Here is an 18,223-nt window from a genome sequence, read left to right as displayed (position 1 = left end):
AACAAGCTTTCTTATTTTTATGAGATGATTTTTATTGTTATTATTTTAAAACATTTATTTTTATTGTTTTAAGATTTTTATTATTGTTTTTGTTAACGCGGGACAAACAATAACAAGGTTTTTGTGATGTTGCAAACATATTAATAAAAAGTTTTAAATGTTATTCTTTTTTGCTTGTTTTATAGTCAAAATGGATTAAAGCACGCCATTATATTGATCTGCCTCTAGGTAAAGCTGTTTTCGTCCCTAAGCAATAGAGGGTCGGAGAATATGGTGGTACAATCTTGCACAATTTATACAAGTCTTAGGATCATTTACGCCATGAGCGAATTAAAAAACGACCGTTATTTACGTGCACTTGCAAAACAACCTGTTGATGTAACTCCGGTATGGATGATGCGCCAAGCAGGACGCTATTTACCAGAGTATCGCGCTACACGTGCACAAGCGGGCGATTTTATGAGCCTGTGCCGTAATGCTGAACTTGCATGTGAAGTAACACTGCAGCCACTACGTCGCTACCCGTTAGATGCCGCTATATTATTTAGTGATATTTTAACGATTCCAGATGCGATGGGTTTAGGTCTTTACTTTGAAACTGGCGAAGGCCCTAAGTTTGAACGTCCTATTTCATCACTTGCTGATGTTAAAAAAATTCCAAAGTTAGACCCTACAGACGAGCTTGGCTACGTAATGAACGCAGTAAGCACTATTCGTCGTGAACTTAAAGGTGAAGTACCGCTTATTGGTTTTTCTGGTTCACCTTGGACGCTAGCAACTTATATGGTTGAAGGCGGTAGCAGCAAAGTATTTGGTAAAATCAAAAAAATGGCGTTTGCAGAGCCGCAAACACTTCATTTATTACTCGATAAGTTAGCTGACTCAGTTATTGATTATTTAAATGCTCAAATTAAAGCTGGCGCGCAATCGCTAATGGTATTTGACTCATGGGGTGGTGTATTAAGCCCGCGCGATTACAACGAATTTTCACTGCAATATATGCATAAAATTGTAGATGGCTTAATTCGTGAATACGATGGTCGTAAAGTACCGGTTACTTTGTTCACTAAAAATGGTGGTCAATGGATTGAAGCTATTGCAGCAACAGGTTGTGATGCAATTGGTCTTGATTGGACTATTAATATTAGCGACGCTAAACGCCGTGTGGGTGATAAAGTAGCTCTACAAGGTAATATGGACCCATCTATGTTACACGGTACACCAGAGCGTATTCGCCAAGAAGTAGGCACTATTTTAGAAGACTTCGGTACAGGCAATGGCCACGTGTTTAACTTAGGCCACGGTATTACACCAGATGTAGACCCTGAAAATGCTGGTGTATTCATTAATGCAGTACATGAGCTAAGTGCTAAGTACCATAAGTAATAGCTACTTAAATAAACTTTAAAACTGTTTAAAAGTAAAAAACCCGCTAAGTTGCGGGTTTTTTGTTACCTATTTATAAAGGCTTTTAAAACTTCTTAGTTAAGCAGTTATTTAAATAAGCGATTTAAACCATTTAATGCCGCAACACGGTAGGCTTCAGCCATGGTTGGGTAGTTAAATGTGGTATTTACAAAGTAGTCGATATTATTGCCACCATTTTTTTGCTCCATAATGGCTTGGCCAATGTGAACAATTTCAGAGGCACGTTCGCCAAAACAATGTACGCCAAGTACTTCTTTGGTTTCAGTGTGGAATAATATTTTTAAACTACCTACTTCAGTACCAGCAATTTGCGCGCGAGCCAAATGCTTAAACTGTGCACGGCCAACTTCATACGGTACTTTAGCGGCTGTAAGTTCTTGCTCTGTTTTACCTACTGAGCTCATTTCTGGAATGGTATAAATACCAGCTGGAATATCAACAATCAGGCGGTCGTCACAGTTACCACACGCAATTGCATCAGCAGCTATGCGACCTTGGTCAAACGCAGCACTTGCAAGGCTTGGATAGCCAATTACATCACCTACAGCGTAAACGTTATCAATTTCTGTTTGATATGTTTCGTTAACTTTTAATTGGCCACGGCTATCGGCTTTTAAACCAATGGCTTCAAGGTTTAATGTATCAGTGTTACCAGTACGGCCATTAGCAAATAAAATACAGTCAGCTTTTACGCGTTTGCCTGATTTTAAATGCATAATAACGCAGTCGTCACGGGTCTCTATTCGGTCAAACTCTTCGTTATGACGAATAACAATACCGCTGTTCCAAAAGTGATAGCTAAGCGCGTCAGATATTTCAGCATCCATAAAAGCAAGTAATCGGTCGCGTGTATTAACTAAATCAACTTTAGCGCCTAAACCTTTAAATATAGAAGCGTACTCACAACCAATTACACCAGCGCCGTATATAAGTACGCGGTGAGGGTCGTGTTTAAGACCTAAAATAGTGTCGCTCTCATAAATACGAGAATGCGTAAAATCGACTTCAGGTGGGCGATAAGGGCGTGAGCCGGTTGCTATAACAATCGTTTTAGCAGTCAGTCGCTCAGTTGAACCATCATTTCTTTTTACTTCAATTGTGTGCTTATCTACAAAGCTCGCATCACCTTGAAACATATGAATGCGGTTACGATCGTAAAAGCTACTACGTAAATTAGATTGCTTAGAAATAACAGAACTTGCGTGACGTAAAATATCAGGAAATGTTAAGCGGCTAGGGCGCTCACCAACATTAAATAACGGATTTGCTTTGTATTCAATATAGCGGCTAACAGAGTGGCGAAGCGCTTTTGAAGGAATTGTTCCCCAATGCACACAACCGCCACCAACTGATTCTTGGCGTTCAATAACCGCTACTTTTTTGTCATTTTTTGAAAGGTTCATGGCGGTACCTTCACCGCCAGGACCCGTGCCAATAATTATTGCATCATATTGGTATGTCACGGGTACTTTTTTTTGTTCTGGTTGTTTGGCCACAGCCACTCCTAAATTAATTAAAAGAGGCTTTTAATAACCTCGCATTAAGTGCTAGCCATGCCTGTTTTTGATTTTCCCAGGCGGCTTCCAACTCATGGTATTGTGCCATTAATGCTGAGCGTTCACACTGCTTTGCCATGTTATTTTTTTTAACTTCTAACACTTGTTTTTGTAGTGAACAATAATTTTGCAGTTTTTTCAGCAGTAAATCGTACTCTTGTTGTAATAATGTAATCTTATCTTGTGCTAAAGGCAATTTTGCAAGACGCGTTTGCGTTTTGCTCATTAGCGTTTCGGCCTTTGCTTTTTCGATACGTTCAACTGGCGTACGCTTTAATTTATTAGCTAAACCAACAGCTGCTAAAGAGCGGATCATCCATTTTGTTGGATCGTAATGAAACCATTTAATACCGTTACGGTAGTCGCTTGCAAAAATATGGTGGAAGTTGTGATACCCCTCACCGTATGTAAATAACGCTAAAAAGCCGTTATCGCGTGCCGTATTTTTTTCGGTGTATGGGCGAGAGCCCCAAATATGTGCAACCGAATTTATAAAAAAGGTAAAGTGTTGGCTTAGTACTAAGCGTAGTAAACCTGCAAGAATTAACATACCCCACACATCACCAACTAATAAACCAAGTGCAAGAGGCAAACCTACATTCATAGCAATAGCTAGTTTTAAGTAGTGCTTATGTTGCCACATAACGACTTTATTTCGTTGTAAATCACGACAATTACTATAGTCGTTGTAGCTATCGCCTTGGTAGTCACGTAACATCCAGCCGATATGGCTATACCAAAAACCATTGGTAGCCGCGTAAGGGTCTTTTATTGGGTCGTCAACTTGACCGTGATGTATACGGTGATCGCTACTCCAATGCAAAGCACTGTTTTGTAGTGCAAAAGCACCGCCAAGCGCAAAAATAAATTCAACAGCAGGGTGTGCGTTATAGGTTTTATGTGCCCATAATCGATGGTAGCCAGCAGTAATTGATAAGCCTGCATAAAACATGCAGCCAACAAAAGCAATCCAATGCGCGCTGGTAAATCCGTAGCTAATGGCGTACCAAGGTACAAGTGTGGCAGCCGCCAAAAAGGTTAGGCTAAAAAATAGGACGTTTGTCCAAATAATCGGTGGTTTATTCATAATTCTCAATCTCAGCGTACAACTGTAAGCTAAAATAGTATTTCAAACTCTCGTCGTCAAGTATTAGACTGTACAATTGAGCTAATATCACTAAATATTCATATAAAATAATTCAGGGAGCTGTTGATGTCGGGTGTTAGAGCGCAACAGAAACAAAAAACACGACAGGCGTTAATTCAAGCGGCATTTAATCAGCTGAGTGCTGATCATAGTTTTTCGAATTTAAGTTTACGCGAAGTAGCACGAGAAGCTGGTATTGCCCCAACTTCTTTTTATCGTCATTTTAAAGACATGGATGAGCTAGGTTTAACCATGGTAGACGAAGCCGGTTTAACCCTTCGTCAACTAATGCGTCAAGCACGCAGACGAATAGCAAACGATGGCGGCAGTGTTATAAATACCTCAGTGGTTACTTTTATGGAGTTTATTGATAACTCAAGTAACCAATTTAGGTTGTTGCTGCGAGAACGCTCAGGGACTTCTAAAGCATTTAGAGCCGCTGTAGCGCGCGAGGTAAAACATTTTATTTTAGAGCTGGCTCATTATTTAGAAAGCGAAACTAAATGTAATGCTATGCATGCCTATATTCAGGCGGAATCTATGGTAACGCTCGTATTTAATGCGGGTGCAGAAGCGCTCGATATAGAAGGATTGCAACGCGACGAATTAATTGAGCGCGTTATTTGGCAGCTGCGTTATATTACTCGTGGAGCCGGACATTACGTAAGAGAAAACACTGAACAAAGTTAGCAAATTTAAAAATTCATTGTAGATTTTTTGTGCCTATTTCTTTATATTAACGCACTATAATAACGGCATACCTTTTAGCCGTAACTAAATAATAAATAAGTCTCTTATTAAGAGAAAGCGAGGATGCAAATGCTCACCAAGGATCCGGTGAACTTAAATTACCCCCCACTATTTGAACAACCACATAATGAGCCTGAAAATTCAGAGCCTGTGGTTACATTCTCTTATTTAAGTCGTGCTCAGCTTTGCAAACTTCCTAAAGTGTTGCAAAGGCAACTGCAAGACAACCTGTTTGGTGCGCTAGATAAACACCAAGCTGCGCGATTACGCGACGACACTCGGTGCCAATATTGGGCTAAAGACAAAGAGTGGAAAAAGGTACCATATTCTCTGTTTAAGCAAGCTAGTACACGCCTAGCTGTTTACCCAAAACAAACTCAAGCACCAACAAAGTACTCGGGCGCGGTTAATAATGGTTCAGTTACATCATCGCAAACAGCGTTGCAAAACAATACTTTTATAAATAACACAGTAATGACGCCAAGCACTTCTGCATTTATAAACAGCCAATCAGCTGCGCAAAATAGTCCGCAATTTATAAATCAGCAAAGTTATAATCAAAAACCTAAAAAAGCAGCGCAACCTGTACAACAGCATGCGCCCGCTGTACGTATTTATAAGCCAGAGCTAAACAGCACAATGCTACTAAAAGCATCGCACACTGTTAGGCAAAATTTTACAACCCACGTACTTAGCGCCGCCGAAACCGTAGAGCAATTAGCACAGCAATATACCGGCTATAAAAATGCCAATTTAATTTACGATTACAACCTAGGTTATAGCGAGCGCAAACCTGCTAAAGCAGGCACAAGCTTAACAGTACCCAGTGGTTGGAAACTCAATATAGAAGGCTCATGCAGTAACAGTCGCAGTGTAGTTATTCAATGGCAAGGGCCAACAAGTGGTCAAATAACACTACAACTAGAAAAAAAACGCCCAGACGAAGTCTCGTTTTGGCAGCACTACGCTGAGGTAAAACCGGGTCTTTATAATGTTACGGTAACGGCCAGTGGCGCAACCGACACCACCACATTTACTGTTGAACAACCCACTTTAGCCTACGAAATAGAACTACTCGACGAAGCTGGCGAACCACAAGCCAACATGGGCTACAAAATACGCCTACGCAACGGCCACATTATTACCGGGCAGCTAGATCAAAACGGTTATACCAACGTATCAGGCCCCGACTTTGAAAACGCTAAAGTCAGCTTTTTTGAACTCGACAGCGAAGATTGGTCTGTAGGCAAAGTTTAAGGATACACAATGACCCAACAACACACTGTAGCTCAAGGTGAAACGCTATTGCGCATAGCAAAGCAATACGGCTACCAAACATCTAAAGCGCTTTACAACCACCCAAGCAACGCAGAGTTTAAAGCCTTACGCCCAGACCCAAACTTAATTTACCCGGGCGATAAAATTACTATTCCGCCAAAAAAAGAAAAGTTTATACCGCTGCGCACCAACAGCATTAATAGCTTTGTTGTACAAAACGAAAAAGAGTATTTTCGCCTGCAAGTATCGTACGACGACGGCGATAACGTAGCCGGTAAACGGGTAGTACTCAACATTGGTAGCCAAACAATAGATATCGTCTTGCAAAGTGATGGGCTTATCGAAGTAGAGCTTAATGATAACGACGCCCTAACCGGCACCGTCGATTTATACTTAAATAAAGGCGACACGACGCCAACTAAAAGCTTTAACGTACAAATAGGCAATCTAGACCCAATCGACACGCTTTCAGGTGTGCAAGGCCGGTGCAATATGCTTGGGTTTGATTGTGGTACGGTTGATGGTGTTATGGGTAAAAAAACTCGCATTGGTGTAAAAGAATTTCAGTACGAGCACGCTCTCGACATAGACGGCATACCAGGCCCTAAAACCAAAGCAAAACTACAACAAGTATTTGGGAGTTAGTATGAGTACCCCGCACAGTATGGCAATGGTAGTAAATAACATAAACCCGTTAACTATGGTTAAGCCTGCTTTTGTATTTATGTATCAGGTTGATCCAAATACGCCAAAGTATGACAAAGAGCAGCTTATACTTATAAATAAACAACATAGCTGGCAACAAGTACAATCTATAGCCAGTGTAAGGCTTGATTCCACGTGGGTAAAAATAAAATTTACTAATATCCCTCAAAGTGGCAACTTTGATTTAATGCAAGACCCAAATGATGGTCAACCAGCTTATTATATTTTCGACAATGTCCCATTCAGTAAGCTTTACAAGCAAACGCCAGAAACCGTTTTAATGGCAGAAATAGTAGAAGAGTAAGTACGAGCACTTTGACTCAATAACACAAGTTTTAATGAGTGCGCTTATTTATATTACCTCGTAAATAAGTGCATGTAGTAAAAGGATAGTTTTAATGACGTTTTTAAAAAATCACAGAATGCTTTGCGCCCTCAGCGTTTGTTTTAGCTTATTGCTAAGCGGTTGCTCAGAGCCCTCATCGCAAAGTTCACCACAAGTAGAGGTTGATGTTGCTAAATACCCATGGGCTAAAGAGCATAAAAACCATCCAGAGTGGCCACTAGACATACGTGAAGAGGTGTATGGCGATGCCGATACATTTTCAACCCCGCGGTTAATGTTCTGGAATAAATACAAATACAGCGAAGTACGCACGCTGTGGTCATCACGCCTTGATGGCTCAGATAGGCGCCGTATTATTCCTGAGAAAATATTTACTCAAATGGAGCCTGCGGGATTGCATCCACCAGCACGCTCACCAGATAACCGTTATATAGCTATTTCGGGTTATATAAATGACCGAGCGACTCGCCAGTTATACGACACCAAAGAAAAAAAACTCATTACCATGTCTGGCGGGGGTGGTTACCCGTGGTTTAACTGGACCTCAGACAGTGAAAACGTCATTTTTTACTCAGATGGCAAAAACTTTAATTACCATGTACCAACAGGGGATCTAACCCCTCGACCTCAAATTCACCACAGCGGCGCTGCTTTTTTACTCCCGGGAGATAAAGAATTTTTAGCCATAAAGCACGATGGCTTTTGGATACATAAGTTTAATGGTGAAATAGTACGCAAAGTTAATTTTGGTTTTCCGAAAGCGTGGGAGATGAAAAACCACCGTATTTCACCGGATGGTAAATATTTAGCGTTTATGACTCATTTAAGGCCAAAAGCACATTTTCATTGGGTTAATATTGCTAACCCTGAAATAAAACATTCAGAAATAGGGGAAGGTAATGGCGTTATTTTTTCTCCAGAGGAAGATTACCAATTGCAGTATGTAACAACGTTTTCAAAAGAGCGTGGTGAAAACGGCTTATATCCTTCAAGGCGTATAATAAGAACAAAAAATATAGTGACCGGTGAGCAAGCTGAGGCGCTAGTAAAAGAAAAGAGAATTTGGGGTCTGGATACATTAGGTCCAATAGCTGTTACAAATTTAGCAGCAGAAGGAAAATAAAATGCATGAAATGAGCAAAGGATCTGCAAGCCCATTGGTTTATTTACTAACTGGTTATGTTGAAAACAACAAACCGGTGGGTAAGTTAACCCCGGTAGCAAATCGAATCGTGGTGGCTGAGCAGCCAAAGCTAGCCACATATGATGCAAAAAAGCCTATTGTATTAAAAACAAATAAGGCCGGTATTTTATCCACGATAAACAGTGGTTCATTAGATGTCCGGCAGCCATTTCATTCATACACTGCCATTAATGAACGACCTATTATTATTCCGCCAATGGAGTCTATTGGGCTTATTGCCAATAATAACCCTAATGGATGGGCTCAAGAGTTTGTTGATAATTTAAAAAATTACAGTAGCTCAAATACGCCGTTATTAGAGTTACAAACAGTCCCTGTTACAAATTTAAAACAGCCTGCAGAAAATAGCGAAGACGACACGTACAATAAGTGGTACGCAAAAGAAATTACTCAAAAAAATGTTAAAAGTATTCAAGCGTATGTGTTGGCTAAAACACGGGCAATAGTCTTAAGCATTAACCCAAATATACCTCTCTATTCTCCAGATGAAAATATTGTTTTGTCACCACCAGTGGGGGAGGACATATTTGCTACTTTCGATCCTGAAACAAAGTTAGCTGTTATATCAGGTACTGACAAGAAGTTACCTAAAGGGTTGTACCGCACTAAAGTAAGGTTAAATACAGAGTTATTTGAAGAGCAGACTAAGCGCTGGTGCAATAAATCTATTCAATTTGATGGTACTTATTATTACTATGAATTAGCCGAAATGGTGCGTTTTGATATAAAAAATGAAGCGGGTGAGTTTGATGTAATTAACTGCGACCCGCTTTCGGTTGAAGAGGCAATAATAAAACAATTTCCTCGCTTTTATAGCCACTTAATAAGTTATGCAAAAGATTTAAAAACCGAGCATGCCACGTATGATCCTAAAAATATTAGTGTTAAAGATGAAAACGGTAAAGAAATTGGTCGCGCCAAAGTTAGTGATGAACCTATAAAAATAGCCAGTGGCTTTGAGAGTTTTTGCCATGGCTGGTCTGTAGCAAAAGGTCGCGCACAATTAGCCGCAGGATTAATAAATACCGATATAACCGCTAGCGCCAGTAACGGTAATTTTACCACTAATGGTAAGTTTGTTTTAGGGAGTAAAATTGCTAAAGCAATACATACTCATTTAAATGAAACAGAAGATAAAACCATTCAAGCAACGCTAGATGCCGTGTTTGCTATGCAAGATGGGCAGGATGCTTGGAAAAAACTACGTGAAGCTCGCGCAGCTTTAACAACTGATAACTGGAAAGATGCACTCGCAAAAAACCTTTGGCGCTTACCTACTTCTACACCAGAACAAATGGCACAGTATAATAGCAGTATAGCTGGACGTATTGGCATTCCTAAATCGGCAATGGATGCAACAGGCAATGCGCTCAATATAGCTGACTTAGCTACTAACATTGCTGCTCTTGGGCAAACGACAGTACAACAAATTGGTACAAACATCCCTAATCTAGCGCAAGCTAAACAGCATTATAAAACCGTTGCCCAGGATTACTTTGAGCATTTAAGTGCTAAAGAAATTGTAAAAGATGTAGTAATTGAAGGGACGTTTTCGCTTAATAGCGAGCAAGTAACCGATGATTACCGCAATACCATTTTGCAGCAAAGCGAGGCTGTTATAAAAGCGCTTAAGCAAAATGAGAGCCTTAAAGTGACCGTGGCAGGCCACACCTGCGATATAGGTAATTACGATTATAATATAGCATTATCTGAGCGACGAGCAGAGGCTGTTAAGCACATTTTAGTGACCCAAGCAGGCATTGATGAGGCGCGTATTGAAGTACTAGGGCTGGGTTATGCTCAACCACTTATAAATAATAAAGATGAGGCAAGCCGAGCACAAAACCGCCGTGTACACATTACCGCATATGCTATTAGCCAAATAAATGTTTGCCCATCTCGTGAAGGTATGGACAGTTTAGAGCGTTTTCGTAATTTAACCGTAGCCAATGATATAAAAGTAGATGAAACAGGCGACGCTATGGCGTGGCAAATGATTAACATTGCTTTGGGTGTTATGGCATTTATTCCGGCAACAGCTCCCATTGCTGCGGCAGTAGCTGTTATAAAAGCGGGCGGCGCTATCGCCACGTCAGCTGCGAATTTAATGGATGAAGTACTCCTCGATAACGCCTGTAAACATTATTATGCAGAAATTCAGCGAGATAAACGCCTAGGCCAAGAGTGTGCAGCTAATCAAGGTATGATGCATGAGCTATTAAGTGAATATAATAAAGACGGAAAAGCGCAGCAAAGCACACAATGGGCTGCCCAGTTTAGACTACGTTCAGAGGCAATATCGGGCCTTATGGGATTACTACTAAGGGCTCAGCGTGAAGGTGATAAAAGCCAGTATTATTCAAACTTAGAGCGCTATAAAGTAAAAGAATACATAGAAAACTTTTTATTAGGTGATAGCTGGGCACTGCCTAATTTACCTGGTGCATCAATTAGGATGGATACCTTTTGGGTGTTTTTAATTGATAGCATTACCAATCAAAAGCAAAAAAAAAGCGGTGATAAAAAAGCACTTTACGGCTTTAGTGACAACTACAGCTTGCTAGATAAAGCGGCACGTAAAGCCGTAGTTACAGATCCTGAAAACACGCTTTATTTGCAATCGCAATTTAATCCGTATGGCTTTTATATGATGACGGTGCCAACTCTCGCGCGTGAGCATAATTATATTACGGCTGAATTTCAAAATTACTTCCCCATTCACACATTTTCTACGCAAGAAAAAGAAGGCAGTAAATACCTCGAAAGCTTTGCAAACACCTTTGAGCCGGTATTTTCTGAATATGGTGAGGCAAGTTATCATCACAGTGCCATATATTATCAAGACCAAGCCTCCAAGGAGTGGTTGCCTATTGTATCGAATAAAACAAGGCGACTATCCCCTTTTACACCCATTCGTGTGTTGGTTGTGTTTAACGACACGATGACCGGTATTGCACCTATTACGTTTAAAGTAACGCGCTGTGATGGCGTAAATAACGAACTTGCTTATAAAGAGCTCGTAAGGCCGCTTGTTGAGTCTGAGCTATTAGAGAGCGAAAAGCACTTTGCAGGAAAGTTTGGTTGTGTATTTACACCATTTTTTCAGTTAGGGCCAAAAACGTATTTAGGTACTAAGCCTATGGTGCACGACAATAATTTTTTACCATTTATGTACGATACCGCTTATGAGTATTACCAATGTAATAACTTTGTAGACATGCGTTATTACATTAGTGCACAAGTAGGTAGTAGCAGTAAGGTTGTATTGCCATTAATGGGGGAGCGTAAAGACAATAGCGATGAAATGATGTTTGATTCAGGTTATTTAAATCTAATCAATGGCTTAGGTGTAAAAAACAAATATATAGCTACTGATTATCATGTGGATTTAAACACAGATCGCGATGGTGGTAATGAAGAGTCATTACTAATAAAAGATTTTTTAACGAGTAAAAGTTCTAGTTTTGTTCGTCCTGAGCTGTTTGCAGGAAATAAAAGCATTCGAATTTTGGTGCGCTTTGGTGGTGAAGGCAAACCTTACTTAATGACGAGCAAGATGGAAAGGCAAGGGACAGCTATACGTTTATTTAGTAGTGAATTTAGCGTAGCACAAAATTTAGGCTTTAAAGTACGTCAGCATGGTGATGACATCATTTTTGATGAATTTGACTGGAGTACCCAGGTTGACCTAATGGTGATCGCGACCTGCACTGAGTTAGAGTCAGAAAACTATACAAAAAAACTAATTGGTTTAAATTGGCGCAGCGTGCCATGCGAATTAAAACTTCAGCAAACAATAGGCATTAATGATGAGGGGCCTACTTACAAGTCAAAACTTTATTATTTAGGCAAAGCGACCCGTAATGCAAGTAAAGGTTATAACCAAGTGTTAAATAGATGGGAAGATGATAACTATCAATTTAATGATTCAACCGGTGCTAAATTTAGGGAGTACCGAGAATTTGTAGATTTACTCAATAAAGCGGGCTCAAATAACGAAAAAGGCATGCAAGGTAGGGCGCTTCTCAATTGGCAAGATGCTAAAGCATTTGCCGGTGAAGAACAGGTTTTTGTTTTTGCCGCTAATTTCAGCTTAGATTATGAATCGCCAAAGCGAGTTTTTATTAAAGGTTTAAGGCCTTTTGGAGACATATTTACAAGCCAATTTAGTGATATGTTTACTGACAAAGAAGACAGGCAATATACAATGGAGTTGGGTGTTGCTAACTTTAACTCTGCTGGCAATTCTGGTTTTAACTTTAATGATATTGGCTCAATTACAGATAAAACAAGTAATAATGGTTTGCAGCTAAAATTACCGTTACCTAATCCAACAAGGGAATATTTACCTTGGAGTAAAACGCTACCCGAGGCAGATTTAAAAGAGCTCGCCGCTAAATTAAATGGTGAGCAGGCAACTCCATCACAAAAGAATACATATCAGCGACTATTGCAAAAAGGGTTAACGGAAGAAGAGGTGAAGCAGTGGTTTGTTGAAGATGCCAAAAATACTAAAGTTAGGCCTCTGAGTGCTTTTAAAAGTGATTAAAATAAGTTGCTAATTTTATTAGCAAGGCTGATAGCTCGATATTGTTGTAAATTGCTTTGTAGCTGACTTATACAACTAATTTTTGGCTAAAAGTAAATAAAGCTCATTAAGATGGGCTTTTTAATTATTAAACATGGGATTACTTTATAAGCCCAGATAAAAATAATAAAACTTATCTAATCGGGGATCACTTTAAAGCCGATTTGATTATGGTGACAAGAAGCGTGTTTGGTATTTTTAATCTTGTTATTTGAGGTTTATTGGTTTTTATTTTCTTTATGGTTGTGTTTTAAAGGTGTTTTGTGGAATTTTTATGCTTGCTTCCGTCGCTTTGTAATGTTAAAAATAGGCTTCACTGAACACACACACAAGAAAACAAGATGCATATTATTCGTTTAATTACACTAAAACTTAACCTCTTACTGCTATGGCAAGTAAGCGGGGATTAGTGTGTTTGCATCGAGTTGAACACTAAAAACCCCGCAATTGCGGGGTTTTTTTTATCTCGCGGCTGGGATTAATTGAAATTTGGGTAACATAGGAATGAGGGGCAGTTATGCAAGAGCAAGATAAAGTATGGATTTTTGATACCACCTTACGTGATGGCGAACAGGCACTTAAAGCAAGCCTTACTGAAGATGATAAAATTCAATTAGCACATACAATTAGCCGCTTGAATGTGGATGTGATGGAAGTGGGTTTTCCGGTTTCGAGCCCTGCTGATTTTCGCTCGGTGCAACGTATTGCAACCGAAGTAAAAGGCCCGATTATTTGTGGTTTAGCGCGCTCAGTTGCTAAAGACATTGAAGCCTGTGGCGAAGCACTTCGCACAGCACAACAAAGCCGTATTCATACTTTTATTGCAACTAGCCCTTTGCACCTTGAACATAAATTACGTATGAGCTTAGACGATGCAACAGCAATGGCTGTTAAATCAATTAAATTGGCACGTAACTATACTGATGATGTTGAGTTTTCGTGTGAAGATGCCGGTCGTACGCCGCATTGGGATTTATGTAAAATTGTTGAGCAGGCAATTAATGCCGGCGCTTCAACTATTAACTTGCCAGACACCGTTGGTTTTGTAACGCCAGACGAATACGCCGCTATGATCCGCCATTTAATGAATAACGTGCCAAATATTGATAAAGCGCGCTTAAGTGTGCATTGCCATAACGATTTAGGTTTAGCCGTAGCAAACTCGGTGGCTGCAGTGCAAGCCGGAGCACGTCAAATTGAGTGTACTATTAATGGCATTGGTGAGCGTGCTGGTAACTGCTCGCTTGAAGAAGTGGCGATGATCATGAAAATGCGCCACGACCACTTAAAAGTATACACAGATATTAAAAGTGAAGAAATTTATCGCGCCTCTCGTCAAGTGGCTAAAATTTGTAATATGCCAGTACAACCAAATAAAGCGATTGTTGGCGAAAACGCCTTTGCACACAGCTCAGGCATTCACCAAGACGGTGTATTAAAAGCGCAAAATACTTATGAGATTATGTCGCCAGAAAGCGTTGGTGTGCCAAGTAACCAATTAAATATGACTTCGCGTTCGGGTCGCCATGTTATTGAGCATCGCCTAGAAGAATTAGGCTATCAAAAATCTGATTACGATATGGATGGCTTATATAAAAGCTTTATCGAGTTGGCTGACCAAAAAGGCACAGTATACGATTACGACCTTGAGGCGATGATTTACTTTAATCAAATTAACGACAAAGACGAAAAATACCAATTAGAATTTGTTAACTCAGCCTCTAACTCGCAATCGGTAGCAAGCTCTACCATTGGAATGCGCATTGATGGCGAAGCTAAACAAGAAGCCGCGACAGGTAATGGCCCAGTTGAAGCTTCGTTTGCAGCTATTGAGCGCTTAACCGGTATGAGCGTTGAAATGATTGAATATAACTTAGAAGCGACAGGCCAAGGTGCAAGCTCATTAGGCCAAGTAAATATTATAGCTAAATACGATGGCCGACCTTACCACGGTGCGGGCATTGCAGCGGATGTGGTTGAAGCGTCGGTACGCGCCATGATCCGTGTTTATAACTTAATTTATCGTGCACAAAAAGTGTCTGATTTAAAACAACAAAGGAAAGCAGGATGAGTAAAACAAACTACAGCGTTGCGGTATTAGCTGGCGACGGTATTGGTCCAGAAGTAATGGCAGCAGCAGAGCAAGTACTTGATGCTGTGAGCAATAAGTTTGGTTTTACCCTAAACCGCGAGCATTATGCAATTGGCGGCGCAGCCATTGACGAATTTGGTAAAGCATTACCAGAGAGTACACTTACTGCGTGTGAAAACTCAGACGCTATTTTATTTGGTTCGGTAGGCGGTCCTAAATGGGAAAACTTACCACCAAACGAGCAGCCTGAGCGCGCATCGTTATTGCCGCTTCGTAAGCACTTTGGTTTGTTTTGTAATTTACGCCCTGCACAGTTATTACCTGCATTAAGTGCAGCGTCGCCACTTCGCGCTGATATCAGCGAAAAAGGTTTTGATATTCTATGTGTGCGCGAGCTAACCGGTGGCATTTACTTTGGTGAAAAAGGCCGCAGTGGTGAAGGCGCAGAAGAGTTTGCATTTGATACGCAAACATACTCACGAAAAGAAATTGAACGTATTGCACGCTTTGCTTTTGAAGCTGCAAAACTACGTAGTAACCATGTTACCTCGGTTGATAAAGCAAACGTACTTGCATCAAGCGTATTATGGCGCGAAGTAGTAACCGAAGTAAGCAAAGACTACCCAGAAGTAAGCTTAGATTACATTTACGTAGATAACGCCGCTATGCAGTTAGTTAAGCAGCCTAGCCAATTTGATGTATTACTTTGCGATAACTTATTTGGCGATATTTTGTCAGATGAGTGCGCCATGATCACAGGCTCAATGGGCTTATTACCATCGGCAAGCTTGAATCAATCGGGTTTTGGATTGTACGAGCCAGCAGGCGGTTCAGCACCAGATATTGCAGGTAAAGGCGTTGCAAACCCAATAGCACAAATTTTAAGTGCCGCATTAATGCTACGTTACTCGCTAGGGCAAGACGAAGCTGCACGCACCATTGAAAAAGCAGTAGCAGAAGCCGTAGAAGCAGGCGTTGGCACACCAGATATATATCCAAATGCAGGTTACAGCACAAGCGATGTGGCAGCAGCCATCGTTTCACGCATTTAATAACATATTAAAGTTGCAGCACCGTTATGCTGCAACTCAAACAGATTAGGGAATTAGCAAGTGGCCCAAACGTTATACGAAAAAATTTGGCAATCACATACCGTTGCCAGCATAAACGAGCAAACCGACTTACTTTATATTGACCGCCATTTAGTGCATGAAGTTACTTCTCCGCAGGCCTTTGCAGGTCTACGTGAAAAAAACCGTACTGTACGTTGCCCAGAAAAAACCTTTGCAACGATGGATCACAACGTATCGACTAAAAGCCGCTCGCTCGATGCGGCAAGCGAAGTATCTAAAAACCAATTAATGGCGCTTGATAAAAACTGTAAAGAGTTTGGTATTGTGCTTTACGATTTAAACTCAATTAATCAAGGTATTGTGCACGTAATGGGCCCAGAGCAAGGTATTACTTTGCCTGGCACAACCATTGTATGTGGCGATAGCCATACCTCTACGCATGGTGCGTTTGGCGCATTAGCGCATGGTATTGGTACGTCTGAGGTTGAGCACGTATTAGCAACGCAAACGCTACAGCAAAAAAAGGCGAAATCGTTAAAAATTCAAATTAACGGTGTATTGCGTCCAACGGTTACGGCTAAAGATTTAATTATGGCGGTAATTGGCAAGTTAGGTACCGCTGGTGGCACAGGTTATGTAGCAGAGTTTTGTGGTGAAGGCATTGAAGCGCTTTCAATGGAAGCCCGTATGACGCTATGTAATATGAGCATAGAAATGGGTGCAAAAGCGGGTTTAATTGCATCTGACCAAATTACTTATGATTACTTAAAAGGTCGTCCGTTTGCACCAAAAGGCGCAGATTTTGATGCAGCCGTTAAATATTGGGAAACATTAAAAACGGATGAAGGCGCACACTTTGATTTAGTTGTTGAGCTAAATGCCGACGACATTCAGCCACAAATTACCTGGGGCACAAGCCCAGAGCAAGTAATTGGTGTTGATGAGTGCATACCCGATCCAGACCAAGAACCAGATTTAATTAAAGCCGATGCTATTCGCAGCGCACTTAAATACATGGACTTAAAAGCGGGCGATAAATTATCAAGCGCAAAAGTAGACACGGTATTTATTGGCTCATGTACAAATAGCCGCATTGAAGATTTACGCGCAGCTGCAAAAATTGTTGAAGGCAAACATGTGGTAGCCGGCATTGAAGCGTTAATTGTACCGGGCTCTGGCTTAGTTAAAAAACAAGCCGAAGACGAAGGCTTAGCTGATATTTTTAAAGCCGCTGGCTTTGAATGGCGCGAACCGGGTTGTTCTATGTGTTTAGCGATGAACGATGACCGCCTAGGAGCAGGCAAGCGTTGTGCATCTACTTCCAACCGTAACTTTGAAGGTCGCCAAGGTCGTGGTGGGCGTACCCATTTAGTTAGCCCCGCAATGGCTGCAGCCGCTGCAATACATGGTCACTTTGTTGATATTAGAGGAGAAGCCTAATGAGCGTATTTTTTAGTGGCTTAATGGCCCCACTTGATAAAAACAATGTAGATACTGACCAAATTATTCCTAAGCAGTTTTTAACATCAACTAGCCGCGAAGGTTTTGATGCAGCATTGTTTTATGATTGGCGTTACCTAGATAACGACGAGCCAAACCCTGACTTTATTTTAAATCGCCCGTGTTACCAAGGCGCGCAAATATTATTAACGCGCGATAACTTTGGCTGTGGCTCATCTCGTGAGCATGCACCATGGGCACTTAAGCAATACGGTTTTGAAGTGATTTTAGCTGAAAGCTTTGCAGATATTTTCTTTAATAACTGTGGTAACAACCAAATGTTAGCCATAGCGTTACCTGCCGATACGCTTGAGCAGTTGTTTGTACTTAGCGAACAGCATGACGATATAAACATTGAAATCGATCTTGAAAATCAAACACTAACAAGCAGTAAATTTGCGCCAATTAACTTTGATATTAGTAAAGAAGTAAAAGAGCGCTTATTAAGTGGCTTAGATTTTATCGGTGTAACCGAAACGCTAAACCCACAAATTGATGCGTTTGAAAAACAACTAGCGACTGAGCGTTCTTGGCAGTAATTTCTTAACCTGTAATT

13 protein-coding genes are annotated in these 18,223 nt (G+C 40.7%); 11 read left to right on the top strand and 2 right to left on the bottom strand.

All coding sequences use genetic code 11. From position 1 onward, the window contains the following. Positions 1-321: 321 nt before the first annotated feature. Entirely contained in the window at positions 322-1,386 is a 1,065-nt protein-coding gene (gene hemE, locus I6F54_RS10765) for a uroporphyrinogen decarboxylase (protein WP_002961084.1), read from the top strand. A gap of 107 nt (positions 1,387-1,493) precedes the next feature. Here hemE and sthA read toward each other — a convergent pair whose 3' ends face one another. Next, positions 1,494-2,924, bottom strand: a complete 1,431-nt coding sequence (gene sthA, locus I6F54_RS10760; RefSeq protein WP_033040546.1) for a Si-specific NAD(P)(+) transhydrogenase — start codon at positions 2,922-2,924, stop codon at positions 1,494-1,496. A 13-nt stretch (positions 2,925-2,937) separates the two neighbouring features. Further along, the gene (locus I6F54_RS10755; RefSeq protein ID WP_024589509.1) at positions 2,938-4,071 is read right to left on the bottom strand and encodes an acyl-CoA desaturase; all 1,134 of its coding nucleotides are present in this window, start codon (positions 4,069-4,071) and stop codon (positions 2,938-2,940) included. Positions 4,072-4,197: 126 nt separating this feature from the next. Here I6F54_RS10755 and fabR point away from each other — a divergent pair, with 126 nt between their 5' ends. From fabR to leuD, 10 genes are all read left to right on the top strand, one after another. After that, on the top strand, positions 4,198-4,821 hold the full coding sequence (fabR, locus tag I6F54_RS10750; RefSeq protein ID WP_007582233.1) for an HTH-type transcriptional repressor FabR: 624 nt from the start codon (positions 4,198-4,200) through the stop codon (positions 4,819-4,821). A 129-nt stretch (positions 4,822-4,950) separates the two neighbouring features. Beyond that, on the top strand, positions 4,951-6,138 hold the full coding sequence (locus I6F54_RS10745) for a hypothetical protein (RefSeq protein WP_231611911.1): 1,188 nt from the start codon (positions 4,951-4,953) through the stop codon (positions 6,136-6,138). A 9-nt stretch (positions 6,139-6,147) separates the two neighbouring features. Beyond that, positions 6,148-6,804: a PGRP and LysM peptidoglycan-binding domain-containing protein gene (locus I6F54_RS10740; protein WP_197141328.1), complete on the top strand. Its 657-nt coding sequence runs from the start codon at positions 6,148-6,150 to the stop codon at positions 6,802-6,804. A 1-nt stretch (position 6,805) separates the two neighbouring features. After that, the gene (locus I6F54_RS10735) at positions 6,806-7,168 is read left to right on the top strand and encodes a hypothetical protein (protein WP_197141319.1); all 363 of its coding nucleotides are present in this window, start codon (positions 6,806-6,808) and stop codon (positions 7,166-7,168) included. A gap of 94 nt (positions 7,169-7,262) precedes the next feature. Further along, positions 7,263-8,333, top strand: a complete 1,071-nt coding sequence (locus tag I6F54_RS10730; protein WP_197141317.1) for a hypothetical protein — start codon at positions 7,263-7,265, stop codon at positions 8,331-8,333. Position 8,334: 1 nt separating this feature from the next. Next, on the top strand, positions 8,335-12,963 hold the full coding sequence (locus I6F54_RS10725; protein ID WP_197141316.1) for an OmpA family protein: 4,629 nt from the start codon (positions 8,335-8,337) through the stop codon (positions 12,961-12,963). A 556-nt stretch (positions 12,964-13,519) separates the two neighbouring features. Further along, positions 13,520-15,073 (top strand): 2-isopropylmalate synthase, encoded by a 1,554-nt coding sequence (gene leuA / locus I6F54_RS10720; protein ID WP_008171909.1) that lies wholly within the window; start codon positions 13,520-13,522, stop codon positions 15,071-15,073. Then, positions 15,070-16,146 carry a 3-isopropylmalate dehydrogenase gene (gene leuB / locus I6F54_RS10715; protein ID WP_007582207.1) on the top strand — a complete coding sequence of 359 codons (1,077 nt, stop codon included), beginning with the start codon at positions 15,070-15,072 and terminating at the stop codon, positions 16,144-16,146. The genes leuA and leuB overlap by 4 nt, the downstream gene beginning before the upstream one ends. 60 nt (positions 16,147-16,206) lie before the next feature. Continuing rightward, entirely contained in the window at positions 16,207-17,607 is a 1,401-nt protein-coding gene (gene leuC / locus I6F54_RS10710) for a 3-isopropylmalate dehydratase large subunit (RefSeq protein ID WP_197141313.1), read from the top strand. After that, positions 17,607-18,206, top strand: a complete 600-nt coding sequence (gene leuD / locus I6F54_RS10705; RefSeq protein ID WP_197141312.1) for a 3-isopropylmalate dehydratase small subunit — start codon at positions 17,607-17,609, stop codon at positions 18,204-18,206. The genes leuC and leuD overlap by 1 nt, the downstream gene beginning before the upstream one ends. Positions 18,207-18,223 lie beyond the last annotated feature (17 nt).

Origin of the sequence: Pseudoalteromonas sp. SWXJZ10B, from assembly GCF_015864475.1 — a bacterium.
GTDB lineage: Bacteria > Pseudomonadota > Gammaproteobacteria > Enterobacterales > Alteromonadaceae > Pseudoalteromonas > Pseudoalteromonas arctica.
This window is presented reverse-complemented; position numbering and strand designations above follow the sequence as displayed.